17 protein-coding genes are annotated in these 25,765 nt (G+C 65.1%); 11 read left to right on the top strand and 6 right to left on the bottom strand.

The genetic code is table 11. The features are described from left to right. Window positions 1–103 precede the first annotated feature (103 nt). The 3 genes from creB to creD all read left to right on the top strand — a co-directional run bounded on the left by creB (window position 104) and on the right by creD (window position 3,675). Window positions 104–784 (top strand): two-component system response regulator CreB, encoded by a 681-nt coding sequence (gene creB, locus BMY03_RS15225; RefSeq protein ID WP_038707205.1) that lies wholly within the window; start codon window positions 104–106, stop codon window positions 782–784. Continuing rightward, a complete protein-coding gene (gene creC / locus BMY03_RS15220) occupies window positions 784–2,217 on the top strand; it encodes a two-component system sensor histidine kinase CreC (protein ID WP_094011549.1) in 1,434 nt (477 codons plus the stop codon). Before creB ends, creC begins: the two co-directional genes overlap by 1 nt. Before the next feature lie 129 nt (window positions 2,218–2,346). Beyond that, complete coding sequence (gene creD / locus BMY03_RS15215; RefSeq protein ID WP_023632663.1) at window positions 2,347–3,675, top strand: cell envelope integrity protein CreD; 1,329 nt, start codon at window positions 2,347–2,349, stop codon at window positions 3,673–3,675. A gap of 177 nt (window positions 3,676–3,852) precedes the next feature. On the opposite strand, the gene BMY03_RS15210 is transcribed toward creD, so the two are convergent. The 5 genes from BMY03_RS15210 to aceE form a co-directional block, all read right to left on the bottom strand. Beyond that, complete coding sequence (locus BMY03_RS15210; protein ID WP_038707207.1) at window positions 3,853–4,467, bottom strand: glutathione S-transferase; 615 nt, start codon at window positions 4,465–4,467, stop codon at window positions 3,853–3,855. 3 nt (window positions 4,468–4,470) lie between these two features. Further along, entirely contained in the window at window positions 4,471–5,139 is a 669-nt protein-coding gene (gene msrA / locus BMY03_RS15205) for a peptide-methionine (S)-S-oxide reductase MsrA (RefSeq protein ID WP_023632108.1), read from the bottom strand. Between the two features lie 118 nt (window positions 5,140–5,257). Beyond that, entirely contained in the window at window positions 5,258–7,951 is a 2,694-nt protein-coding gene (locus tag BMY03_RS15200) for a putative bifunctional diguanylate cyclase/phosphodiesterase (RefSeq protein ID WP_038707208.1), read from the bottom strand. 253 nt (window positions 7,952–8,204) lie between these two features. Beyond that, window positions 8,205–9,836: a dihydrolipoyllysine-residue acetyltransferase gene (gene aceF / locus BMY03_RS15195; RefSeq protein WP_094011548.1), complete on the bottom strand. Its 1,632-nt coding sequence runs from the start codon at window positions 9,834–9,836 to the stop codon at window positions 8,205–8,207. Between the two features lie 13 nt (window positions 9,837–9,849). Further along, entirely contained in the window at window positions 9,850–12,495 is a 2,646-nt protein-coding gene (aceE, locus tag BMY03_RS15190) for a pyruvate dehydrogenase (acetyl-transferring), homodimeric type (protein ID WP_023630463.1), read from the bottom strand. Between the two features lie 383 nt (window positions 12,496–12,878). Between aceE and glnE the strand changes: the two genes are divergently transcribed. The 8 genes from glnE (at window position 12,879) to BMY03_RS15150 (ending at window position 22,990) form a co-directional block, all read left to right on the top strand. Then, window positions 12,879–15,812 (top strand): bifunctional [glutamate--ammonia ligase]-adenylyl-L-tyrosine phosphorylase/[glutamate--ammonia-ligase] adenylyltransferase, encoded by a 2,934-nt coding sequence (gene glnE, locus BMY03_RS15185; RefSeq protein WP_094011547.1) that lies wholly within the window; start codon window positions 12,879–12,881, stop codon window positions 15,810–15,812. Window positions 15,813–16,029: 217 nt separating this feature from the next. Next, window positions 16,030–17,079, top strand: coding sequence for a lipopolysaccharide heptosyltransferase II (gene waaF, locus BMY03_RS15180; protein ID WP_094011546.1), 1,050 nt, complete (start codon window positions 16,030–16,032; stop codon window positions 17,077–17,079). Continuing rightward, window positions 17,080–18,138 (top strand): lipopolysaccharide heptosyltransferase I, encoded by a 1,059-nt coding sequence (waaC, locus tag BMY03_RS15175; protein WP_038707212.1) that lies wholly within the window; start codon window positions 17,080–17,082, stop codon window positions 18,136–18,138. Then, window positions 18,138–19,262: a glycosyltransferase family 4 protein gene (locus BMY03_RS15170; RefSeq protein WP_038707213.1), complete on the top strand. Its 1,125-nt coding sequence runs from the start codon at window positions 18,138–18,140 to the stop codon at window positions 19,260–19,262. Before waaC ends, BMY03_RS15170 begins: the two co-directional genes overlap by 1 nt. Beyond that, window positions 19,259–20,065, top strand: a complete 807-nt coding sequence (gene rfaP, locus BMY03_RS15165) for a lipopolysaccharide core heptose(I) kinase RfaP (protein WP_094011545.1) — start codon at window positions 19,259–19,261, stop codon at window positions 20,063–20,065. The genes BMY03_RS15170 and rfaP overlap by 4 nt, the downstream gene beginning before the upstream one ends. After that, window positions 20,065–20,799, top strand: a complete 735-nt coding sequence (locus BMY03_RS15160) for a lipopolysaccharide kinase InaA family protein (protein ID WP_094011544.1) — start codon at window positions 20,065–20,067, stop codon at window positions 20,797–20,799. Before rfaP ends, BMY03_RS15160 begins: the two co-directional genes overlap by 1 nt. After that, window positions 20,796–21,548: a lipopolysaccharide kinase InaA family protein gene (locus BMY03_RS15155; RefSeq protein WP_094011543.1), complete on the top strand. Its 753-nt coding sequence runs from the start codon at window positions 20,796–20,798 to the stop codon at window positions 21,546–21,548. The genes BMY03_RS15160 and BMY03_RS15155 overlap by 4 nt, the downstream gene beginning before the upstream one ends. Next, window positions 21,548–22,990 (top strand): lipopolysaccharide kinase InaA family protein, encoded by a 1,443-nt coding sequence (locus BMY03_RS15150; protein WP_094011542.1) that lies wholly within the window; start codon window positions 21,548–21,550, stop codon window positions 22,988–22,990. The genes BMY03_RS15155 and BMY03_RS15150 overlap by 1 nt, the downstream gene beginning before the upstream one ends. Here the strand turns inward: BMY03_RS15150 and BMY03_RS15145 are convergent. Then, entirely contained in the window at window positions 22,951–25,737 is a 2,787-nt protein-coding gene (locus BMY03_RS15145) for a dermonecrotic toxin domain-containing protein (protein WP_094011541.1), read from the bottom strand. The genes BMY03_RS15150 and BMY03_RS15145 overlap by 40 nt on opposite strands. Window positions 25,738–25,765 lie beyond the last annotated feature (28 nt).

The following is a 25,765-nucleotide window of genomic DNA, read 5'->3' as shown; positions in this document are numbered from 1 at the left end:
CAGTTGCAAGCATAGAGCGACAAGCTGCAAGAAACGGCGGATCGGTGTAAGTTGCCGCGATCCGCTTTCACTTGAAGCTTGCAGCTCGAGGCTTGCCGCTCAGATGCCCCACATCCTCATCGTCGAAGACGAATCCGCCATCGCCGACACCCTCATCTACGCCCTGCAGGCCGATGGCCACAGCACCGAGTGGGTGACCCTCGGCAGCGCCGCCGTCGAGCAGCAGCGCCTGCGCCCGGCCGACCTGGTGATCCTCGATATCGGCCTGCCCGATATCAGTGGCTTCGAGACCTGCCGCCAGCTGCGCCGCTTCAGCGAGGTGCCCGTGATGTTCCTCAGCGCTCGCGACGCCGAGATCGACCGCGTGCTGGGCCTGGAGATCGGCGCCGACGACTACGTGGTCAAGCCATTCAGCCCCCGCGAGGTGGCGGCGCGGGTGCGGGCGATCCTCAAGCGCATGGCGCCGAGGGTTGAAGTGGCCAGCGACAGCACACCGTTCCAGCTCGATACCTTGGCGATGCGTATCAGCTACCGGGGTCAGGCGCTGGCGCTCACCCGCCATGAGTTCCGCTTGCTGCAAAGCCTGCTCGAGCAACCGCGCCGGGTGTTCAGCCGCGAGCAACTGCTCGATGGCCTGGGCGTGGCCTCGGATGTGGGCTACGAGCGCACCATCGACAGCCATATCAAGAGCCTGCGCGCCAAGCTGCGCCAGGTTGCCCCTGACGCCGAGGCGATCCAGACGCACCGCGGCCTGGGCTACAGCTACAGCCCGGAGCACGCCTGATGCGCCTGGGGATTCGCATCTTCCTGGTGTACTTCCTGTTCGTCGGCCTGGCGGGTTATTTCCTGCTCAATACAGTGCGCGAGCAGATCCGCCCGGTGGTGCGTCAGTCATCGGAAGAAACCCTGGTGGACACCGCCAACCTGCTGGCCGAGATCCTGCATGACGATGTGAAGAACGGCACCCTGACCCAGAGCCGCCTGTCGCAGGTACTGGCCTCCTATGGCGAGCGGCGCCCGAGCGCGCAGATCTGGGGGTTGGCGAAAAACCAGGTCAGCCACCGGATCTACGTGACCGATGCCAAGGGCATCGTCCTGCTCGACTCCAGCGGCCGGGACGTGGGCAAGGACTATTCGCGCTGGAATGACGTCTACCTGACCTTGCGCGGCCAGTACGGCGCACGTTCGACCCGCAGCGACCCGGATGACGAAAGCACTTCGGTGATGCATGTGGCGGCGCCGATCCTCGACGGTGGCCAGATCATCGGCGTGGTCACCGTGGCCAAGCCCAACAGCTCGCTGCAGCCATACATCGACCGCTCCGAGCGGCGCCTGCTGATCCTCGGCCTCGGGCTGATCGTGCTTGGCCTGTTGGTGGGGGCGGCGCTGTCGTGGTGGCTGACCCGCTCGCTGCGCCGCCTAACCCACTATGCCCAGGCGGTCAGCGAGGGGCAGCGTGCCGCGCTGCCGCACTACAAGGGCGGCGAGCTGCTGCAACTGGCCACGGCGGTGGAACGCATGCGCACCCAGCTCGAAGGCAAGGCCTACGTTGAACGCTATGTGCACACGCTCACCCATGAACTCAAGAGCCCGCTGGCGGCGATCCGTGGCGCCTCTGAGCTGCTGCAGGGCGACATGCCGCAAGAGCAGCGGGCGCGCTTTGCCGGCAACATCGAGCGCGAGAGCGACCGCCTGCAGCAGATGATCGAGCGGTTGCTCAACCTGGCCCGGGTCGAACAGATGCAGGCCCTGGAGGACGAGCAGCAGGTGGCGGTGGCGGCGTTGATTGACGAACTGTTGCTGGCCCAAGGTACAAGGATCGACGGTGCCGGGTTGCAGGTGCGCCAGCGGATCCCGGCGGGCCTCAGGCTACTGTGCGATCCATTCCTGATGCGCCAGGCGTTGGCCAACCTGCTGGACAATGCATTGGACTTCACCCCGCAGCAAGGCGCATTGGCCTTCGAGCTGGAGCGCGATGGCGAGCGGGTGGCCTTAAGCCTGTTCAACCAGGGGCAGGCGATCCCCGAATATGCCCTGGGCCGGGTCAGCGAGCGCTTCTATTCGCTGCCAAGGCCCGGCACCGGGCGCAAGAGCACCGGGCTGGGGCTGAACTTCGTGGCCGAGGTGATGCAGTTGCATGGCGGGGCGCTGGCGGTGGACAACGTCGAGGGTGGCGTGCGGGTGAGGTTGTGGCTGCCGGCGCGGCGACTTACCTGAGAGGCAAGTCGCCCACTCCCACAGGCTTTCTGCTGACCGCTCCAATCTCCACACAATCTCCACATTCCCTCCCCAAGGGCTCCACGCAGCGGGCAGACACTGCCCCCATCGCAAACGGAGCCCAACCCCATGAACAAGACCCTAGGTTTCAAGCTCGGCCTGATTGCCGTGCTGATCCTGCTGCTGCTGATTCCCCTGCTGATGATCGGCGGCTTGATCGACGAACGTCAGCAACTGCGCAACAACGTGCTCGGCGAGATCGCCGCGAGCTCCAGTTTCGACCAGTTGGTCAGTGGCCCGGTCGTGGTAGTGCCCTATCGCAAGTACGAGCGCCGCTGGATCGACAAGGACGGCAAGAGCGTCCAGGAAACCAGCACGGTCCACGGCCAGCTGTATTTCCTGCCGGAAACCTTCGAAATGGATGTGGGCGTCGATACCGAGCTGCGTGCCCGGGGCATCTACCAGGCGCGCCTGTTCCATGCCAAGAGCAGGATCAGCGGCCGCTTCAAGCTGCCCGAGCGCTGGGGGATCGAGAAAGACTACGACGACTATCGCTTCGACAAGCCGCGGCTGATGGTCGGCATCAGTGATATCCGCGGCATCGAGAACAGCCTTGAACTGAAGTTGGACGACCAGCGCCTGCCGTTCCAGCCCGGCAACGGAGTCGATTGGTTGCCTGGCGGCGTGCATGTGGACCTGCCGCAGTTCAGCGAGCCGCAGGCCCGGGAGTTCACCTATGCCTTCGACCTGGACCTGCTGGGCACCGGGCAACTGGCCGTGCTGCCGGTCGGGCGCAGCAGTACCGTGGACATGCGCGCCAACTGGCCGCACCCGAGCTTCATCGGCAACTTCCTGCCCAGCCGCCGCGCCATCGACGAGAAAGGCTTCAGCGCCCACTGGCAGACCACGTTCTTCGCCACCAACCTGGAGGAGGCGGTGCGCCTGTGCGCCACTGCGCAGAAGTGCGCTGACTTCACCGACCGGGCTTTCGGCGTCAGCTTCGTCGACCCGGTGGACCAGTACCTCAAGAGCGAGCGGGCGATCAAGTACGCGCTGCTGTTCATCGCCCTGACCTTCGCCGGCTTCTTCCTGTTCGAGGTGCTGAAGAACCTCAGCGTGCACCCGGTGCAGTACATCCTGGTGGGCGTGGCCCTGGCGTTCTTCTACCTGCTGCTGCTGTCGTTGTCGGAGCACCTGGGGTTCGGCCTGGCCTATGGGCTGTCGGCGTCGGGCTGTGTGCTGCTGATCGGCTTCTACCTGGTGCACGTGCTGCGCAGCCTGGGACGCGGGGTGGGCTTTGCGGCGGGGTTGGCGGCGTTGTACGGCATGCTCTACGGGCTGCTCAGCGCCGAGGACTACGCACTGCTGATGGGCTCGTTGCTGTGCTTTGGCCTGCTGGGTGTGTTCATGGTGCTGACCCGCCGGCTGGACTGGTCGCGGGTGGGGAGGTTGGGATGAGGGAGGATAGAGAGATCGGGCTGTGGTTGGCCCAGCGGATCGGGCAGTTGTTTCCTGTACTGCCAAGGTGAGGCCATCGCGGGGCAAGCCTGCTCCCACGCAAATCCAGGTTTCGATCCAGATTTTGGCGTGGGAGCGGCGATGCGGCGGCCCGACTTGCCCCGCGATAGGGCCCGGTCAGGCTGCCGGTGCGGTGGCCAGCATCGACGCCCGCTGGCTGACCTCGGCGTACCACGCCGCCAGCCCCGGATACTCTCCGCGCCAGTCGAACTCCGGCTGGCGCAAGTCCAGATAACCCAAGGCGCAGGCCACACCGATCGCGGCGATATCGAAGCCGGAGATGATCTCTGCCAGGTGCTCGTGCTCCAGGCTCGCCAGCCCGCGGCGGATCTTCTCGCCCTGCGCTGTCACCCAACCGTCCCACTGCTTGTCCACCGGGCGCAGGAAGGTCTCGTAGCGCGTGGCCACGGAGGCATCCATGATCGCGTCGGCCTGCGCGGCCAGGGTCAGGCGCCGCCAGCGCGCCGAGCCCTCGCGGGGGATCAACGGCAGGCCGACATGCTGGCTGTCGAGGTATTCGCAGATCACCCGGCTGTCGTGCAGCACGCTGCCATCGTCCAGGCGCAGGGCCGGGATCTTGCCGATCGGGTTGTCGCGGTTGAGCTGCTCGTCGCCGTTCAGCGGGCTGATGTTCACGCCCTGCACGCTGACGCGCTCCAACTGGCCGGTCTCGTGCAGGACGATCATCACCTTGCGCACGAACGGTGACAACGGCGAATGGAACAGGATCATGGCTCAGTTGCCCTGCAGGCTGGGCGGCAGGCACACGCCGGTGCCGCCGATGCCGCAGTAGCCGTCCGGGTTCTTGGCCAGGTACTGCTGGTGGTAGGCCTCGGCGAAGTACACGGTCGGCGCCTGGGCGATCTCGGTGGTGATCTCGCCAAAGCCTGCCTTGCTCAGTTCGGCCTGGAAGGCGGCCTGGCTGGCCTGGGCTTCCTCGAGTTGCTGCGGCGAGGTGCAGTAGATCGCCGAGCGGTACTGGGTGCCGACATCGTTGCCCTGGCGCATGCCCTGGGTCGGGTTGTGCAGTTCCCAGAACATCGCCAGCAGTTCGCGGTAGCTGACCTTGTTCTTGTCGAACACCACCAGCACCACTTCGGTGTGGCCGGTCAGGCCCGAGCAGACTTCTTCATAGGTCGGGTTGGGGGTGAAGCCGCCGGCGTAGCCGACCACGGTGCTGACCACGCCTTCGCGCTGCCAGAAGCGCCGCTCGGCGCCCCAGAAGCAGCCCAGGCCGAAGATGGCGAAGTCGATGTCGCCTTCGAAGAACGGGCCGAGCAGCGGGGTGCCTTCGAACACGTAGTGGAACTCGGGCAGGGTCATCGGGGTTTCGCGGCCAGGCAGGGCCTGTTCCGCGGTGGGCAGGACATTTTTGTTCACCAGGATTTCCGAACGCAGGACCATGGCCGTTCCTCTGTGTTTTTTCAGTGGGATAGGTGTTGGACCCATCGCGGGGCAAGTCGCATCGGCGCACGCGATGGGGACCGAATGGCTTCTATAGTGCCCGAGCTTTACGCTGCTGTCAGTCCACCGGACCACGGGGATAGCGGCGCAGTTTTTCGCTCAGCTCGCGCCCCGGAATAGGGCGGTCGAACAGGTAGCCCTGGCCGACGTCGCAGCGGTGGCGGCGCAGGAATGCCAGCTGCTCGGGCGTCTCGATCCCTTCTGCGACCACCTTGAGCTTGAGGTTGTGGGCCATGGCCACCACCGCCGAGGTGATCTCCATGTCGTCCTGGTTGTCGGGGATCTCGTTGATGAAGCTGCGGTCGATCTTGATGATGTCGATCGGGAACTTCTTCAGGTAGCTCAGCGAGGAGTAACCGGTGCCGAAGTCGTCCATGGCCAGGGTCAGGCCCAGCGCCTTGAGCTCGTCGAGCTGGCGGTGGGTGTCTTCGGTGGCTTCGAGCAGCAGGCCTTCGGTCAGCTCCAGTTCCAGCAGGTGCGGTGGCAAGGCTTCCTCCTTGAGGATGCCAGCGATCGAGCCGACCAGCTCCGGGTCGGAGAACTGCTTGGGCGACAGGTTGATGGCCACGTGCAGGTTGCCAAGACCTGCTTCGCGCAGCTGCTGGCTCATGCGGCAGGCCTGGCGCACCACCCACTTGCCGATGGGGATGATCAGGCCGGTTTCCTCGGCCACGCTGATGAACTGGTCGGGGCGGATCATGCCGCGCTCGGGGTGGTTCCAGCGCAGCAGCGCCTCCAGGCCCAGCAGGCGACCGCTGCGCAGGCACAGCTTGGGCTGGTAGAACACTTCCAGTTCGTTCTGGGTCAGGGCGCGGCGCAGGTTGTTCTCGACGAACAGCTTGTAGCTGGCCTCGGCGTTGAGCACCTCGGTGAACACCTGGACCTGGTGCTTGCCGTTGGCCTTGGCCTTGTGCAGGGCCAGGCCTGCGTTCTTCATCAGCGTGGCCGGGTCGCTGCCGTGCAGTGGCGCGCAGGCCAGGCCCACGGAGGCGGTGACGTTGATCAGCTGGTTGTCGACGAACATCGGCTTGTCGAGGGTGCGCAGCAGCTGGTGGGCCACGCCCTGGCCGTCATCAAGGCTGGTGTCGTCGAGCAGCACGGCGAACTCGTTGCTGGCGAAGCGCGCCAGGCTGCCGCCGTTGGCCAGGCTGTTGCGCAGGCGCCGGGCCAGGCTGATCAGCAGCTTGTCGCCGGTCTGGTGGCCGAGGCTGTCGTTGATCCGCTTGAAGTTGTCGATGTCCACCAGCAGCAGGCAGATCGGGCTGTTGCTGTCGCGGGCGAAGCGCTCGTCGAGGTTGCGGATGAACGCCGGGCGGTTGCCCAGGTTGGTCAGGTTGTCGGTGTAGGCCAGGCGCTCGATGCGCTGCTGGGCCAGCTTGCTTTGGGTGACGTCTTCGTAGATGCCGATGTAGTGGGTCAGCTCGCGGTTGTCGCCGTACACCTTGGAGATCGACAGTTGCCCCCAGTAGGGCTCGAGGTTCTTGCGCCGGCTCTTGAACTCGCCCTGCCAGCTGTTGCCCATGGCCAGGCTCGACGGCGAGTCGAACAGCAGCTCGCTGAGGTTTTCCAGGGCCGGCAGTTCGGCCAGGTGGTGGCCCTGGACTTCCTCGGTGCTGTACTGGGTGATCGCCGTGAAGCTGGGGTTGACGTATTCCACCACGCCGTCGCGGTTGACCAGCAGGAAGGCGCTGGCGCTCTGCTCCACGGCCCGCTGGAAGAGGTGCAGGGCGCTGGCGGCGGTGCGTCGGTTGTGGTTGTTGATGACCTGGGCGAACTGGTCGGCCAGCTCGCCGGCGAAGGCGATCTCGTCCGACTGCCAGGCCCGCGGCTGGCCGGTCTGCTCCAGGCACAGCACGCCGACCACCTGGCCATCGATGCGGATACTGGCATCGAGCATCGCGTTGTCGTCGGTGCTGTACAGCGACTCGGCCATCTCGCGGGTGCGCGGGTCGTGGCTGGCGTTGTGGGCGTCGATGGCGCGGCTGGCGTGCAAGGCCTCGAGGTAGTCGGGAAAGCGGCTGGCGTCGATCGCCTCGGGCATGCGGTGCTGTTGTTCGCGGCGGTACCAGGCGCTGATCGGCTCCAGGCGCTGATCGTTCAGGTACCAGATGCTGGCGCAGTCGACCCGGTAGATCTCGCAGGCGCTGCGGGTGATCAGTTCGGCGGCTTCGAGCAGCGAGTTGCCGACGCTGTAGCGCTGGCGTGCCAGGCGCAGGATCAGGTCCTGCTGGGCGCGTACCCGATCCAGGTGCTCGAGCTGCTCCTGCTGGGCGCGCTGGTTCAGCTGTAGCGCCAGTTGCAGGCGATTGTTGCGCGATTCCAGGTCGTTCGCATCGAGGTCGGGGGCGTCTTGCGGGTGATCGTCGAACACCGTCAGGTAGCCACGCAGCAGTTGGCGGCTGTGCTGTTTGTAGCTTTCGCCGACTTCCAGCAGGCGCAGTGGCGCTGGGCTGGCGTGCAGGGTGTAGTGCACCCGGTAGTGGCCGCGCTGAGCCAGTTGCAGCTGGATCTCGTCGTGCAGCTTATAGCGGGCCTGAGGCTCCATGAGGCTGGCATAGGGCGAGCCGATCAGGGCGCAGAGCTCGGCAGCGGGCAGGCCGAATTGGCGGTCGCACGCCGGATCAAGGTAGAGCATCGCCCAACTGGCTTCGTTCAGCCGTTCGAAACGCAGCATGCCGAGCCGCGAGGGCACGGGGAGCTGCGTCACGACCTCGGCCGCCACACGGCTGGCGGCATCGGGTTGGCTTTTCATCGAAGACTCGCTTGAACTGGGGCGCGGCCTGAGGCACGGCGTATCGGGCAAGGTTGCATCATGTCCCGTGGGCTGGCAAGCGCCCATGCGGGATGCTGTGAACAGGTTGTCGGCCAACAGGATGAAATCTGAAGCGAGGTCCTTGGTGGGAGCGGGCCCAATAAAAAAAGCCCCGCCAATTGGCGGGGTTGAGGTACGAGCGTGGCAGCTCGAAAACGGTGCTGCCCCTCGCTTGAGGGGCAGCGTGCAGCGATTACAGCAGCATGGTGCGGATATCGCCCAGCACGTCGCCCAGGCGCTTGGTGAAGCGCGCGGCGGCGGCGCCGTTGATCACTCGGTGATCGTAGGAAAGCGACAGCGGCAGCATCAGCTTGGGCTGGAAGGCCTTGCCGTCCCAGACAGGCTGCATGGTTGCCTTGGAGACACCCAGGATCGCCACTTCCGGCGCGTTGACGATCGGCGTGAAGCCGGTACCGCCAATATGGCCGAGGCTGGAGATGGTGAAGCAGGCGCCTTGCATGTCGTCGGCCGAGAGCTTCTTGGTGCGAGCTTTCTCGGCCAGGGCGGCGGCTTCGGCAGCCAGTTGCAGCAGGCTCTTCTGGTCGACGTTCTTGATCACCGGGACCAGCAGGCCGTCCGGGGTGTCCACGGCGAAGCCGATGTGCACGTACTTCTTGCGGATGATCGCCTTGCCGCTTGGCGCCAGCGAGCTGTTGAAGTCCGGCAGTTCCTTGAGCAGGAAGGCGCAGGCCTTGAGCAGCAGCGGCAGCACGGTCAGCTTGACGCCAGCCTTCTCGGCCACGGCCTTCTGCGCAACGCGGAAAGCTTCCAGCTCGGTGATGTCGGCGGAGTCGAACTGGGTCACGTGCGGTACGTTCAGCCAGCTGCGGTGCAGGTTGGCGGCACCGACCTGCATCAGGCGAGTCAGGGCGACTTCTTCGACTTCACCGAACTTGCTGAAGTCAACAGCCGGGATCGACGGGATGCCAGCGCCGCCGGTAGCACCGGCAGCCGGGGCTTCCTTGGCCTTCTGCATCATGGCCTTGACGTAGACCTGCACGTCTTCTTTGAGGATGCGACCGTGCGGACCGGTAGCCGCGACCGAACCCAGGTCGACGCCGAATTCACGGGCCAGTTGGCGAACGGCAGGGCCAGCATGGACCTTGGCGTTGCTGCCGGCGGCCGGCGCGGTGGCGACCGGTGCGGGGGCGGCAGCCGGAGCAGCAGCGGCAGGTGCCGCGGCTGGAGCAGCCTCAGCCTTGGCCGGAGCGGCGGCTGGCGCTGGCGCGGCAGCAGGGGCAGCGCCGGCGGCTTTGATCTTGAAGATCAGGTCGCCGGTGCCGACTTCGTCTTCCAGCTTGCACAGCACGGCTTCGATCACGCCAGCGGCGGGCGACGGGATCTCCATGGAGGCCTTGTCGGACTCCAGGGTGATCAGCGACTGGTCGGCTTCGACGGTGTCGCCGACCTTGACCAGTACTTCGATGATCTTGGCCTTGCCCGATGAGCCGATGTCCGGCACGTGGATGTCCTGCACGCTGGCGGCAGCCGGGGCTGCGGCCGGAGCAGGGGCGGCTTCGGCGGCAGGCGCTGGGGCAGCAGCTGGCGCCGGAGCAGCAGCGGCAGGCGCCTCAGGTGCCGCGGCAGCGGCACCCTCGACTTCCAGGACCAGCAGCTCGTCGCCTTCTTTCAGGCGGTCGCCCAGCTTGACCTTCAGTTCCTTGACCACGCCGGCCTTGGGGGCCGGGATCTCCATGGAGGCCTTGTCGGACTCCAGGGTCAGCAGGCTCTGGTCGGCCTCGATACGGTCACCGACCTTGACGAACAGCTCGATGATTTCACCTTCACCGCTGCCGATGTCAGGTACGCGAATGAGTTCGCTCACTTAAAAATACTCCTCAGCAGTCCAGTGGGTTGCGCTTGTCCGGGTCGATGCCGAACTTGACGATGGCGTCAGCCACAACCTTGGGTTCGATCTCGCCACGGTCAGCCAGGGCTTCCAGGGCAGCCAGCACCACGAAGTGGCGGTCGACTTCGAAGAAGTGACGCAGCTTCTTGCGGCTGTCGCTGCGACCGTAACCGTCGGTACCCAGGACTTTGAACTCTTTGCTCGGCACCCACTGGCGAATCTGCTCGGCGAACAGCTTCATGTAGTCGGTGGAGGCGATGACCGGGCCCTTACGACCGGCCAGGCACTCTTCGACGTAGGTCTGCTGAGGCTTCTGGCCAGGCTTGAGGCGGTTGGCGCGTTCCACGGCCAGGCCGTCGCGACGCAGTTCGTTGAAGCTGGTGACGCTCCACACGTCGGCGCCGACGTTGAACTCTTCACGCAGGATCTTCGCGGCTTCGCGGACTTCGCGCAGGATGGTGCCGGAGCCCATCAGCTGTACGTGGTGCGCGGCTTCGCGGGTGTCTTCTTCCAGCAGGTACATGCCCTTGATGATGCCTTCCTCGACACCGGCCGGCATGGCTGGCTGCTGGTAGGATTCGTTCATCACAGTGATGTAGTAGAAGATGTCCTGTTGCTCTTCGGTCATCTTCTTCATGCCGTCCTGGATGATCACCGCCAGCTCGTAGCCGTAGGTCGGATCGTAGGTGCGGCAGTTCGGGATGGTGCCCGCCATCATGTGGCTGTGACCGTCTTCGTGCTGCAGGCCTTCACCGTTGAGGGTGGTACGGCCGGCAGTACCGCCGATCAGGAAGCCACGGGTGCGGCTGTCGCCTGCGGCCCACGCCAGGTCGCCAATGCGCTGGAAGCCGAACATCGAGTAGAAGATGTAGAACGGCAGCATCGGCTGGTTGTGGCAGCTGTACGAGGTACCGGCAGCGATGAACGACGACATGGCGCCGGCTTCGTTGATGCCTTCCTCGAGAATCTGGCCCTTCTTGTCTTCGCGGTAGAACATCACCTGGTCTTTATCGACTGGCTCGTAGAGCTGGCCAACCGACGAGTAGATGCCCAGCTGGCGGAACATGCCTTCCATACCGAAGGTACGGGCTTCGTCCGGGATGATCGGGACGATGCGCTGGCCGATGTCCTTGTCCTTGACCAGCTGCGCCAGGATGCGCACGAAGGCCATGGTGGTGGAGATTTCGCGGTCGCCCGAACCGTCGAGGATCGCTTTCAGCGTTTCCAGTGGCGGGGTCGGCACGCTGAAGCTCTTGGCGCGGCGCTGAGGCACGAAACCGCCCAGGGCAGCACGACGCTCGGCCAGGTACTTGGCTTCGGCAGAACCTTCTTCAGGCTTGAAGAACGGCAGGTTCTCAAGGTCCGCATCCTTGACCGGGATGTCGAAGCGGTCACGGAAGTGACGCAGGCTTTCGACATCGACCTTCTTGGTATTGTGCGCGGTGTTCTTGGCTTCGCCGGCACCGGTACCGTAACCCTTGATGGTCTTGGCCAGGATGACGGTCGGCTGCTCCTTGTGGTTCACAGCCTGGTGGTATGCCGCGTAGACCTTGTACGGGTCGTGGCCGCCACGGTTGAGCTTCCAGATCTCCTCGTCGGACAGGTCTTCGACCATGGCCTTGAGCTCTGGGGTGTTGAAGAAGTTCTCACGGACGTACGCGCCGTCCTTGGCCTTGTAGTTCTGGTACTCGCCGTCGATGACTTCGTCCATGCGGCGCTGCAGGGCACCATTGGTGTCCTTGGCCAGCAGTGGGTCCCAGAAGCGGCCCCAGACGACCTTGTTGACGTTCCAGCCACCGCCACGGAACACGCCTTCGAGTTCCTGGATGATCTTGCCGTTGCCGCGAACCGGGCCGTCGAGGCGCTGCAGGTTGCAGTTGATGACGAAGATCAGGTTGTCCAGCTTCTCGCGGCCGGCCAGGGCGATCGCGCCCAGGGATTCCGGCTCGTCGCACTCGCCGTCACCCATGAAGCACCAGACCTTCTGCTTGCCGGCCGGGATGAAGCCACGGGCTTCCAGGTACTTCATGAAGCGCGCCTGGTAGATGGCCTGGATCGGGCCCAGACCCATCGAAACGGTCGGGAACTGCCAGAAGTCAGGCATCAGCCATGGGTGCGGGTACGAAGACAGGCCGTTGCCGTCCACTTCCTGGCGGAAGTTGTTCATCTGTTCTTCGTTGATGCGGCCTTCCATGAAGGCGCGGGCGTAGACGCCCGGGGAAGCGTGGCCTTGGAAGAAGATCAGGTCGCCGCCGTGTTCGTCGGTCGGGGCCTGGAAGAAGTAGTTGAAGCCGATGTCATACAAGGTGGCGCTGGAGGCGAAGCTGGAGATGTGTCCGCCCAGGTCCGAGTCTTTCAGGTTGGTACGCATGACCATGGCCAGGGCGTTCCAACGCACCATCGAGCGAATGCGGCGTTCCATGAACAGGTCGCCGGGCATGCGTGCTTCGTGGGTGACAGGGATGGTGTTGCGGTACGGCGTGGTGATGGCATACGGCAGCTGCGAGCCACTGCGGGTGGCCAGCTCGCCCATACGGGTCATCAGGTAATGAGCGCGGTCTTCGCCTTCTTTGTCGAGGACCGACTCCAGGGCATCCAGCCATTCCTGGGTTTCGATTGGATCGAGGTCTTGCATGGCTTGCTCCAGGGCGGAAAGGCCACCAGAATCGATGGCCTGAGTTTGCGACTGGCCTTATGGGCAGACGTCGTGAATTCTTGGATTACCGGACAGTCATCCGGCGCGGTGTAGTTTTACTACAAATGCTTTCGCATTTCATGCTTTTGCACGTTGGGCGTAGTAGTAAAACTACACAAATGCGACGTTTGGTCGCACCCTGGGTTGTGAGGAAAAACGTTCATGTTGGTTGGCGTTGTGTTGCTAACGGGTGGATCTTGATGTTTTTTGCCAATCTTTCGGTTTTTTCGGCTATTTCCAACTTTTGTACGACAGTCCAACCGTGGTCCAGCCTGCGCTTGACCCCCTCAACCCCTCTCATTCACGCCGATCAAGGATAGACCATGCGCCTGCCTTTGCCGCTCGATCTGCCTGCCGCTCTCCAACCACTGGTCGTTCGTAATCGACAGTTCCTAGCAGACGCACTGGTTGCGCACCCTGGCCTGGCGACAAGCAGCTGGACAGAAGATCAGCGTCGGCAGTTCGACCAGGTGGCGGCGGCCAGCGAATTCGTGCTCACCCAGGCCCAACGCGAGCCGGCGATGCTGTTCGACCTGTTGGCCGGCGGCGAGATGGCACGTGCCTTCGCACCAGGCGAATTGCGTGCGCGCATCAAGGGCGCCGCCCAGGCCGCGCAATCCGAGGACGAGTTGGCGCGCAACCTGCGCCGCGAGCGCAATCGCCAGCAGCTGCGCATCATCTGGCGCGACGTCACCCGCCAGGCGGCGTTGGCCGAGACCTGCCGCGACCTGTCCGACCTCGCCGATGCCAGCATCGACGAAGCCTATCAATGGCTGTACCCGCGCCATTGCCAGCAGTTCGGCACACCCATCGGCAACCGCAGCGGCCAGCCCCAGCACCTGGTGGTGCTGGGCATGGGCAAGCTGGGCGCGGTGGAGTTGAACCTGTCGTCGGACATCGACCTGATCTTCGCCTTCCCCGAGGGCGGTGAAACCGAAGGCGTGAAGCGCTCGCTGGACAACCAGGAGTTCTTTACCCGCCTCGGCCAGCGCCTGATCAAGGCGCTCGACCCGGTCACCGTCGATGGCTTCGTGTTCCGTGTCGACATGCGCCTGCGTCCTTACGGCTCTGCAGGCGCGCTGGTGCTCAGCTTCAATGCCCTGGAGCAGTACTACCAGGACCAGGGGCGCGACTGGGAACGCTACGCCATGATCAAGGCGCGGGTAGTGGCCGGCGACCAGGCGGCCGGCGCGCAGTTGCAGGAGATGCTGCGGCCATTCGTCTATCGGCGCTACCTGGACTTCTCCGCCATCGAGGCGCTGCGCACCATGAAGCAACTGATCCAGCAGGAAGTGCGGCGCAAGGGCATGGCCGACAACATCAAGCTGGGGGCCGGTGGCATCCGCGAGGTCGAGTTCATCGCCCAGGCATTCCAGCTGATCCATGGCGGGCGCGACCTGAGCCTGCAGCAGCGGCCATTGCTGAAAGTGCTGACCACCCTGGAGGGCCAGGGCTACCTGCCGCCGGCGGTGGTCACCGAGCTGCGCGACGGCTACGAGTTCCTGCGTTACACGGAGCACGCGATCCAGGCCATCGCCGACCGCCAGACCCAGATGCTGCCGGACGACCCGACCGACCGCGCGCGCATCGCCTATATGCTGGGCTTTGCCGATTGGGATGGTTTCCATGCCCAACTGATGAACTGGCGTGGGCGGATCGACTGGCATTTCCGCCAGGTGATCGCCGATCCGGATGAGGATGAGGCCGAGGGCGAACTGGTAGTCGGTGGCGAATGGTCGCCCCTGTGGGAGCAGGCTCAGGATGAAGAAGCCGCCGGGCGCCAGTTGCAGGAGGCCGGTTTCCACCAGCCTGCCGAGGCGCTGCGCCGGCTCAATGCCTTGCGGGTCAGCCCGACACTGCGTTCGATGCAGCGCATCGGTCGTGAACGCCTGGATGCCTTCATCCCGCGGCTGCTGGCCCAGGCGGTCGAGCACGACAACCCGGACCTGGTGCTGGAGCGGGTGCTGCCCCTGGTCGAGGCGGTGGCGCGCCGCTCGGCCTACCTGGTGCTGCTCACTGAAAACCCCGGCGCGCTGCGCCGTCTGCTGACCCTGTGCGCGGCCAGCCCATGGATCGCCGAACAGATGGCGCGCTACCCCCTGCTGCTCGACGAGTTGCTCAACGAAGGCCGACTGTTCAGCCCGCCGCTGGCACCGGAGCTGGCCGCCGAGCTGCGCGAACGGCTCACCCGTATCCCCGAGGATGACCTGGAACAGCAGATGGAGGCCCTGCGCCACTTCAAGCTGGCCCACAGCCTGCGCGTGGCGGCCTCGGAGATCAGTGGCAACCTGCCGTTGATGAAGGTCAGCGACTACCTGACCTGGCTCGCCGAGGCCATTCTCGACCAGGTGCTGGCCCTGGCCTGGCGCCAGACCGTAGCACGCCATGGCCAGCCCAAGCGCAGCGACGGCAGCCTATGCGACCCTGGCTTCATCATCGTTGGCTACGGCAAGGTCGGCGGCCTCGAGCTGGGTCACGGCTCGGACCTGGACCTGGTGTTCATCCACGACGGTGACCCGAACGCCGAGACCGACGGCGCCAAGCCGATCGACAGCGCGCAGTTCTACACCCGCCTGGGCCAGCGCATCATCCACCTGCTGACCACCCAGACCAACTCCGGCCAGCTCTATGACGTGGACATGCGCTTGCGCCCGTCCGGCGCCTCGGGGTTGCTGGTGAGCTCGCTGGGCGCCTTCGAGCGCTACCAACAGAACGAGGCCTGGACCTGGGAGCACCAGGCCCTGGTGCGGGCCCGGGTGCTGGTGGGTTGTCCACAGGTGGCGAGTGCGTTCGAGAGCGTGCGGGCCAAGGTGCTCGGCCAGCCCCGTGACCTGGACAAGCTGCGCACCGAAGTGAGCGAGATGCGCGCCAAGATGCGCGACAACCTGGGCACCAAGGCCACCGCCGCGGGCACGGCGGGCAATGCCTTCGATGCCGGGCAACCCTTCGATATCAAGCAGGATGCCGGCGGTATCGTGGATATCGAATTTATGGTGCAATACGCCGCTTTGGCCTGGTCCCACGACCATCCGGCCATACTGCGCTGGACCGACAACATCCGTATCCTCGAAGAGCTCGAACAGGCCGGGTTGATGCCCGCCGCCGACGCCGTGCTGCTGCGCGAGCTGTACAAGGCGTTCCGCTCGGCCTCGCACCGCCAGGCCTTGCAGAAGCAGGCCGGGGTGATCGACGCGGTGCAGTTCGCCGAGGAGCGTCGCGAGGTGCGGCGGATCTGGGGGCAGTTGGGTTTGAGCTGAGATTGTCGGGGCCGCTTTGCGGCCTTTTCGTCGCGGTTCGTCGCCACGGCAAGCCGGCTCCCACAGGTGAATGCGGTCCATGTGGAAGCCGGCTTGCCGGCGAAAAGGGCGCAGCGCGCCCTCGGTGGTACACTGTCCGCCACATCGCCTGAATATAAAGAGGGGAGGCCAGGTTGTAGCGCAGCCTGCAGCCTCCCCGAATGTTTCTGGATAAAGCATGAGAATACTGATCATTGGCCCCAGCTGGGTCGGCGACATGGTAATGGCGCAGACCCTGTTCCAGAGCCTCAAACAGCAGCACCCCGACTGTGTGATCGACGTGTTGGCACCCGAGTGGAGCCGGCCGATCCTCGAACGCATGCCCGAGGTGCGCCAGGCCTTGAGCTTTCCGCTCGGCCACGGCGCGCTGGAGCTGGCCACGCGGCGGCGCATCGGCAAGTCGCTGGCCGGCCAGTACGACCAAGCGATCCTGCTGCCCAATTCGCTCAAGTCGGCGCTGGTGCCGTATTTCGCCGGCATCCCCAAGCGCACCGGCTGGCGCGGCGAGATGCGCTACCTGCTGCTCAACGATGTGCGCAAGCTGGACAAGGCGCGCTACCCGCTGATGATCGAGCGCTTCATGGCCCTGGCCTACGCACCGGGTAGCGAACTGCCCAAGCCGTATCCGCGCCCGGCCCTGCAAATCGAGGCGGCCAGCCGCGAGGCCGCCCTGGCCAAATTCGGCCTTGAGCTGGACCGCCCGGTGCTCGCCCTGTGCCCCGGCGCCGAGTTCGGCGAGGCCAAGCGCTGGCCCGCCGAGCATTACGCCGAAGTGGCCGAGGCGATGATCCGCCAGGGCTGGCAGGTGTGGTTGTTCGGTTCGAAGAACGACCACCCTGTCGGTGAGCAGATCCGCGACCGACTGATCCCGGGCCTGCGTGAGGAATCCTGCAACCTGGCCGGCGAGACCTCGCTGGCCGAGGCCATCGACCTGATGTCCTGCGCCAGCGCGGTGGTGTCCAATGACTCCGGGCTGATGCACGTGGCTGCCGCTCTCAACCGTCCGCTGGTGGCGGTGTATGGCTCGACCTCGCCGGGCTTTACCCCGCCGCTGGCCGACCAGGTGGAAGTGGTGCGCACCGGTATCGAATGCAGCCCATGCTTCGACCGCACCTGCCGCTTCGGCCACTACAACTGCCTGCGGCTGCTGGAGCCGGCGAAAGTGATCGCCGCCTTGCACAGCCTGGGTGGTTCCGACCTGATCGCAACCGTGGCCGAGGTCGACTGAGTGCGGGTCCTGATCATCAAGACGTCGTCGCTGGGTGACGTCATCCATACCTTGCCGGCCCTTACCGACGCCGCCCACGCCATCCCCGGCATCCGTTTCGACTGGGTGGTGGAGGAAGGCTTCGCCGAGATCCCCAGCTGGCACCCGGCGGTCGATCAGGTGATTCCGGTGGCTATCCGCCGCTGGCGCAAGAATATCTGGCAGACGCTCAAGAGCGGCGAGTGGAAGGCCTTCAAGCAGCGCCTGCGCGAGCGCAAGTACGACCTGGTGATCGATGCCCAGGGCCTGGTCAAGTCGGCCTGGCTGACCCGTTACGTGAAAGCGCCGGTAGCCGGCCTGGACCGTTACTCGGCTCGTGAGGGCTGGGCCAGCCGCTTCTATGACCGGCGGCTGTCGGTCGCTGTCGGCCAGCACGCCGTTGAACGCGTGCGCCAACTGTTCGCCCTGGCCCTTGCCTACGACCTGCCGGAAGGGCTGGGCAACTACGGCCTTGACCTCAACCGCTTGCAACTGCCGCCCGCCGCGCCCTACGTGGTGTTCCTGCATGGCACCACCTGGGCCACCAAACATTGGCCCGAGGCCTACTGGCGCGAGCTGGCCGAGCGCATGGGCCGGCGCAAGCTGCAGGTGATGCTGCCGTGGGGCAATCCTGCGGAAAAAGCCCGCGCCGAGCGCATCGCCCAGGGCTTGAGCAATTGCCAGGTGCTGCCCAAATTGAACCTGGCGGGCGTGGCCCGTGTGCTGGCCGCCGCCAAGGCCTGCGTGGCGGTGGACACCGGCCTGGGCCACCTGGCCGCCGCCCTGGATGTGCCGACCATCTCCCTGTTCGGCCCCACCAACCCTGGTCTGACCGGTGCCTACGGACGCGCCCAGATCCACCAGGCGAGCGACTTCCCCTGCGCCCCGTGCCTGCAGAAGAAGTGCACCTATAAACCGAGTGCCGAGGACCTGCGCCGGTTCGATCTCAAACGCGAGTGGCCGCTGTGCTTCACTCGCCTGAATCCCGAGCATGTGGCGGGCCGCTTGAGCGCGCTGCTGCTGGCTGAGGATGTTCGTTGATGCAATTGGCTTTTGTGCTCTACAAGTATTTCCCCTTTGGCGGGTTGCAGCGTGACTTCATGCGCATCGCCCTCGAATGCCAGAAGCGTGGCCACCAGATCCGTGTGTACACGCTGATCTGGGAAGGCGATATTCCGCCGGGCTTCGAGGTGCTGGTGGCGCCGGTCAAGGCGCTGTTCAACCATCGCCGCAACGAGAAGCTCAGTGCGTGGATGGCGGCGGACCTGGCCAAGCGTCCGGTCGATCGCCTGATCGGCTTCAACAAGATGCCCGGCCTGGATGTCTACTACGCCGCCGATGGCTGCTTCGAGGACAAGGCCCAGACCCTGCGCGGCGGCCTCTACCGCCGCTGGGGCCGCTATCGCCACTTCGCCGAGTACGAGCGGGCGGTGTTCGCCAAGGATGCACGTACCGAGATCCTGATGATCTCCGAGGTGCAGCAGCCGCTGTTCATCAAGCACTACGGTACGCCCGAGGCGCGTTTCCACCTGCTGCCGCCGGGCATTTCCCAGGACCGCCGGCGCCCGGCCGACGCCGAGGCCATCCGCGCCGCCTTCCGCCAGGAGTTCGGCCTGGCCGACGACGAGTTGCTGCTGGTGCAGATCGGCTCGGGCTTCAAGACCAAGGGCGTCGACCGCAGCCTCAAGGCCCTCGCGGCGCTGCCGTCAGCCCTGCGCAAGCGTACGAAACTGATGGTCATCGGCCAGGACGACCCCAAGCTGTTCCAGGTGCAGAGCACGGCTCTCGGCCTGGGCGACCAGGTGCAGTTCCTCAAGGGGCGCAGCGATATTCCGCGCTTCCTGCTTGGCGCCGATCTGCTGATCCACCCTGCCTACAACGAAAACACCGGTACCGTATTGCTAGAGGCGCTGGTCGCCGGCCTGCCGGTGCTGGTGTCGCAGGTGTGCGGCTATGCCCATTACATCGCCGAGGCCGACAGCGGCCTGGTGCTGGACGAGCCATTCGAGCAGGACCAGCTCAACGCCTATCTGCAACGCATGCTCGAAGACGCCGCGGCCCGTGCATCCTGGGCGAGCAACGGCGTGGCGTTCGCCGCCACCGCCGACCTGTACAGCATGCCGCAGCATGCCGCCGATGTGATCCTTGGGCAGGAGACCGCATGAAGCTGATACTGGCCGAACCGTTCAAGCGCCTGTGGGCCGGGCGTGACCCCTTCGATGCCGTCGAGGCCCTGCAGGGCGAGGTATATCGCGAGCTGGAAGGCCGTCGCACCCTGCGTACCGAGGTCGATGGCGCGGGCTTCTTCGTCAAGATCCACCGTGGCATCGGCTGGGGCGAGATTTTCAAGAACCTGCTCAGCGCCAAGCTGCCGGTGCTCGGTGCCGGCCAGGAGTGGCGTGCGATCCAGCGCCTGCATGAAGCTGGCGTGCCAACCATGACCGCCGTGGCCTACGGCGAGCGCGGTGGCAATCCGGCCACCCAGCATTCGTTCATCGTCACCGAGGAGCTGGCGCCGACCGTCAGCCTGGAAGACTTCAGCATCGATTGGGTGAAGCAGCCGCCAGCGCCGCGCCTGAAGCGCGCACTGATCGCCGAGGTGGCGAAGATGACCGGCGGCATGCACCGCGCAGGGGTCAATCACCGCGACTGCTACATCTGTCATTTCCTGCTGCACACCGACCGCCCGGTGACGCCGGAAGACTTCAAGCTGTCGGTGATCGACCTGCACCGCGCTCAGACACGGGCGAAAATTACCCGCCGCTGGCGCGACAAGGACCTGGCCGCCCTGTATTTCTCGGCCTTGGACATCGGCCTGACCCGCCGCGACAAGCTGCGCTTCTTGCGTGGCTACTTCCAGCGCCCGTTGCGCCAGGTGCTCAAGGACGAGGCCGCACTGCTCGCCTGGCTGGAGCGCAAGGCGCAGAAACTCTATGACCGCAAGCAACGTTACGGGGACGCACTCTGATGGCGAGCTGGAACCTGGCGCCTGAGTATGCGCACCTGGCGGCCGATTTCGGCAGTATCGACGCGGTGTTCGCGATCAAGGGCGAGCGCCTGACCCGCGACCCGCTGAGCGAGGTCATCCGTATCGAACGGGACGGGGTCAACTACTACGTCAAACGCTACACTGGCGCCGGCAAGCACATGCGTCGCTACCTGGGGCGCCCGCGCGTCAAGGCCGAGTGGCAGAACCTTAAGCAGTTCGCCAAGTGGGGCATCCCCACCGCCGACGTGGTCGCCTGGGGCCTCGAGCGCCAGGGCCTGGCGTTTGGCCGTGGGGCGATGATCACCCGCGAACTGCCACGCACCGAGGACCTTTCGGCGTTGGCTGAGCGCAATGATCCGCGCCTGCGTGACGCGGCCTGGGTCGACCATGTCAGCCGCCAGCTGGCGCGACATACGCGGGTGATGCACGACCATCATTTCGCCCATAACGATCTGAAGTGGCGCAACCTGCTGGTCGATGACCAGGGCACGCTGTTCTTCATCGATTGCCCAACCGGTGACTTCTGGCGCGGCTTCATGCTGCGCCATCGGTTGATCAAGGATCTGGCATGCCTGGACAAGGTTGCCAAATATCATTTGTCGGCGACCCAGCGCCTGCGCTTTTATCTGCAATACCGTGGACATGCGCGTCTGCATGGCCGCGACAAGAAGCGTATCCGTCAGGTCCTGGGTTTTTTCGAGGGAAGAGAATGACCGACTACCTGGCCAGTGCCGATCAGGCACTGCTGCAACGCCACGGACTGGGCGACTTCGAGGCGCTCTGGGCTTTGCAACTGGACGCTGTCGATGAACCCAACACTGGCCGTGGTGGCTGGAGCAGCGTTTTCCGTTTGGAGCTGGAGGGCAAGGGCTTCTACCTCAAGCGCCAGAGCGACTACTTTACTCGCAGCCTGCAGCGGCCATTTGGCGAGCCGACGTTCGCCCGCGAGTTCCGCAACATCAGCCGCTACCAGAAGCTCGACATCCCTGCCTTGCAGGCGGTGTTCTACGGCGAGCGCAAACAGGCTGGGCAGCATCGCGCGATTCTCATGACCCGCGCGTTGGACGAATGGATTGATCTCGAGCAGTTGCTTGCCCGCTGGTCGCAGATGGCTGCGCCGCAGCGCGAGGCGATTCTCCAAGCCTGTGGACGACTGGCCCGCACCCTGCACGCCGCCGGGCAGATGCACGGTTGCTTCTACCCCAAGCATATCTTCCTGCGTGAGCGCCGCGAGGGCTGGCAGGCACAGCTGATCGACCTGGAGAAGACCCGCCCGCTGCTGTTCGGCATGCGTGACCGGGTCAAGGACCTCGAGCCGCTGCTAAGGCGTGCCCGTGCCTGGAGCGAGGCAGACGTGCGTGTGCTGCTGGCCGCCTACCTGGAGCAGCCGGCAGACAGCGCCCTGGTTTCCACTTGGCTGCAACGCCTGACCCAACGCCGCCGTCACAAAGAGGCCCGCTGATGCGCCTGTCCGAATTGAAGGAGGCCGGGCGCAGCCCAAGCCTGCCCCTGACCATCACCCTCGCTGACGCGGCGGGCAGCGCCGACCTGCAACTGCTCAGCCTGCTGCGCGTGCTGCCGGGCCAGCGCTATGTCGGCGCCGGCATCTGGCGTGGCACCAAGGTCCTGGCCAAGTTGCTGGTCGGCGGCAATGCCGCTCGCCACTTCCAGCGCGAACGCGATGGCGCCCGACTGATGGCCGACCAGGGCCTGACCACGCCGCGGCTGCTGGTCGATGGCCTCAAGGAAGGCGAAGGTGGCTGGCTGTTGTTCGAATACCTCGATCACGCCGAAAGCCTGGGTGACGCCTGGGCCAAGGTGGAATCATTGCCGATGCTCGCCGACGAGCAGCACCTGGTGCTTGGCGAGGCGTTGACCGCTGTTGCGCACATGCACGCCAAGGGGTTGTGGCAGGAGGACCTGCACCTGGACAACCTGCTGCGCCAGGACGGCACGCTGTACCTGATCGACGGCGCCGGTATCAAGGCCGAAACCCCCGGCCAGCAGCTGTCGCGTCAGCGCGTGCTGGAAAACCTCGGGGTGTTCTTCGCCCAGTTGCCCAAGCGCCTGGAGCCTTTCATCGAGGAGGCGCTGGTGCACTACATCCTGGCCAACGCCGAGCATGCGCTGCCGCTGGAGGCGTTGCAAAAGCAGGTGGACAAGGTGCGCAACTGGCGCCTGAAAGACTACCTGGACAAGGCCGGGCGCGAATGTACGCTGTTCAGCGTCGAACGTAGTCTGTCGGGCCTGCGCGCCATCCGTCGCGGCGAAGTCGAGGCGCTGCTGCCGGTGCTCGAGAAGGCCGATGTACTGATTGACCAGGGCCACCTGTACAAGACCGGTGGGGCGGCCAGTGTGGCGCGTATCGAGGTGGGCGGCCGCACGCTGGTGCTCAAGCGCTACAACATCAAGAATACCGCCCACTGGTTCAAGCGCTTCTGGCGCCCGAGCCGGGCCTGGCATTCGTGGATCGAAGGGCACCGCCTTGAGTTTCTCGACATCGCCACGCCTCGCCCCCTGGCGGTGCTGGAGCAGCGGGTGATGGGGCTGCGCAGCACGGCCTATCTGGTGACCGAGTACGCCGACGGGCCGGACTTGATCGAATGCTTTGCACCCTACGTGCAAAGTGGCGAGGCGCCCGACGCGCAGGTCGAGGCCCTGGTGCTGGTAATGCAGCAACTGATCCGCGAGCGCATCAGCCATGGCGACTTCAAGGGCCACAACCTGTTCTGGCAGGACGGCCAATGGTCGCTGATCGACCTCGACGCCATGTGCCAACATGCCACCCAGCTCAGCTTCGCTCCGGCGTTTGCCCGTGACCGGGCGCGCTTGCTGCGCAACTGGCCGAGCGGCAGCGCCTTGCATCAGCGCCTGGACGCTGTGCTGCCTCGGCTGACAGCGTAAGCCTGCGGCAGCGTCAGCCAGGCGCTGCTGCGCCCGGCCTGGCGAACTTGGATACGCCACTGATGATCCTGCCAGCGTAACACTGCCCAAGGCTCCACGCCGGTGCTACGGGTAGCCGGGATCGGCAGGTGGTAGCGGCCCTGAAGCAGATGGCGGCGCAGCGCCAGCTGGCCGCCGCGGGTTTGCAGGTACAGCTGCTCATGGGCCAGGTAAAGCCCGTCGATGTCGCCGATCGCTGTCCCGTCGAGCTCTTCGGGTAGGCGGCAGTCATCGAACAGCCGCTCCAGGTCTGGCAGGCCGTCATACCAGAGCAGTGGTGAGTCGATCACCCAACGGCCATCGGCCAGGCGCTTGAGCGGCTGTAGTTGGTAAGCATCCGGCTGGGCGGGGTCGATCACGCGCCAGCGCTGGCCATCGAAGGTGACCCGGTAGTGTCGCTGCTGTGCATCCTGGATGAAGTAGTGGCTCAGTCCTTCGAATTCCGAAGCTTTTTCGAAGACCCCCTCGCCATAGATGCCATCGATTCGATAGCGCAGGTGTTCGGCTGGGGCCGCGACACTGTAGTGGCTGGGCATCGGCAACGGCGGCTGCGCCGGCATGCCGCGTAGCAGGCGGCGCATCAGGCCGGTGGTGGCCAGGCTGGTGGTCGCATCGTTGAAGTGACCCAGTGCGCTGTACACATGCTGCAGCACACCATTGAGGTCTTCGGCGCGATAGGCCTCCGCGCTGCCCCAGATCTCGATCGCCATGCGCCCCAGCGACATCGGGATCAGTAACCTCGACGGCAGTATCAGGCTGATCAGGTCGAGTACCCGCCAGGAGATGGCGACAGCTTGTTGCGCGTCTGCTTCCGCCGAAGTGCGGCTGTTGGCATCGGCGACTGCCAGCATGCCGTGGACTTCGGCCATGTAGTAGGCGAAGAACAGATCGTCGGCGATTGCGGGTGTACTCAGCACTGGGCCCAGGCGACCTTTGACCAATAATCCTTCAGTGGCGGCCTTGGAACGTTGCGCCATGCGACTGGTGACATAGCTGCGCAAGGCGGGTTTGCGCTTGAGCAGTCGTAGCAGTTCGCGTGGGCTGGCGAACGCACGCCAGGCCCTGCGGTCTGGCGCGTCGGGGGTGTACAGCACGAACAGGCCTGCCCGAGGCGTGCTGCAGTTGATGAGCAATACGCCTTGCACAGTATGGCCACCGATCAACAATTGCCGCACGGTGAGAGAGTCGCCATCCACCGGTGGGCGCAAGGCGTTGTGAGGGTAGTCCAGCACCTGGCGTACCCATGCATAGCCACGTTCGCTGCCACCAGCGGCTAGATGCCCAGCATAGCGCGCCTTGGCCGCTTCGGCGCGCATCCGCGCACGGTTGATCCGGCAATGGGCATGCAGACGCCAGGCGCCAACCGTCGAATCGATCAGTTGCGCCCTCAGGTACTCGACATAGCTGCCCCCTACGCTCAGATGCCGCACCATGCGCTTGATGTAGCCTGGCGACAGTTCGGCTGGCAATGGCTTGCCAAGGCGGTGGACGATGCGGGCGGTGAGCCAATAGTCAAAATCGAACCAGGCCACGTTGCGCAGCGCCAGTTGATCAAGGGAGTAGCGCTCGTGGATGTTCTCGACGAGCTGGCCGCCGACCTTTTCCAGCCCGCGCCAGGTGTTGTAGCTGGATGGGTTGAATGGATTCAGGTGGGGGCCGACCTGCCGGGTTTGGGTGACGTAGACCTCGATATCCGCAGGTGCAATGGTCAACCCCAGGTCATTGCGCAAGTGTTGTTGCACGCGCTGGCGTGCCCAGTCCTCGAGGCGGTTCTGTTCCTGGAACTGGCGCAGGGTGAGAATGCCGGGGGCGGCTACCTGCTGACCGGTGGCCACCAGTACTTGCAGGGTCTGCATGATATGCGTCAGGGCTTGCGGGCCTGCCTGGCGCAGCCAGTTGGGCAGGTGCTTTTCCAGCAGCAGGGCATAGCGGGTATCGAGCAGCGGACGCTTGCCACATTCATCGCCAAGAGCAACGGCCTTGCCGATGTCGGCCTGCACATCTGCTGTCGCCCAGGCAGTGTGGAGACGCCGCCGTTGCGCCTCTATCAGGCTGTCCACCTGGGCCTCGATAGGGTCGTCTGCGTACCATTGGTAGCGCAGGCGGTCAGCGAGACGGGCGTTGGCGATCTGCTCAGGCTCGACCAGCAGTTGCAACAGTGGAGTGCTCTGGATCGGGTCGTCGAGCCGCTCGCACAGCTCCTGATGCAGCTCGGCCAGCGACGTGTAGACCTCGATGCCCTGGGGCAGGCCGAACAGGTACGCCGGCCCATGTGCTTGTGCAGGAACCTGGTTTGCGCCTTCCGCTGTGCCAGCCATGAGCACGAAGGTGCCAGGGAGTGCGGCCCGCCATTGGGGGCGGTCGCGGCTCAGGACCGGTCGGTACACCTGTACGCGTTGCGCCACCGGCTGGCGGTGGCGTTGCCAGGCGCAGGGCAGGTCGAGGCAGCTACTGACGAGCTGCGCCTGCTGCTCGCTCAGCGTCTGGTCGTGGACGCGCAAACCGAGCTCGGCCTGCATCAATGCCCTGCGCAGGTCCACCAGCCGCAGACGGCGTGAGCGCCCCTGGGTATCGGTAGCCGTCCAGAAACTGGCGATCTCATGGTGGAGTCGGGGCCTCGCCTGCGCGTGCCGGCCGGGTACGGGCATTGCGGCGAGCAGCGTGAGAATCTGTTGGTCGATGAATTCGATACGTTCCAGGGGACGCATGGCCGCTCCTTGCTGTGGGGAGCGTCCA

Source organism: Pseudomonas soli (assembly GCF_900110655.1).
GTDB classification, from domain to species: Bacteria; Pseudomonadota; Gammaproteobacteria; order Pseudomonadales; family Pseudomonadaceae; genus Aquipseudomonas; species Aquipseudomonas soli.
Note: the sequence above shows the minus strand (reverse complement) of the source record. Positions and strands in the feature narration are given on the sequence as shown.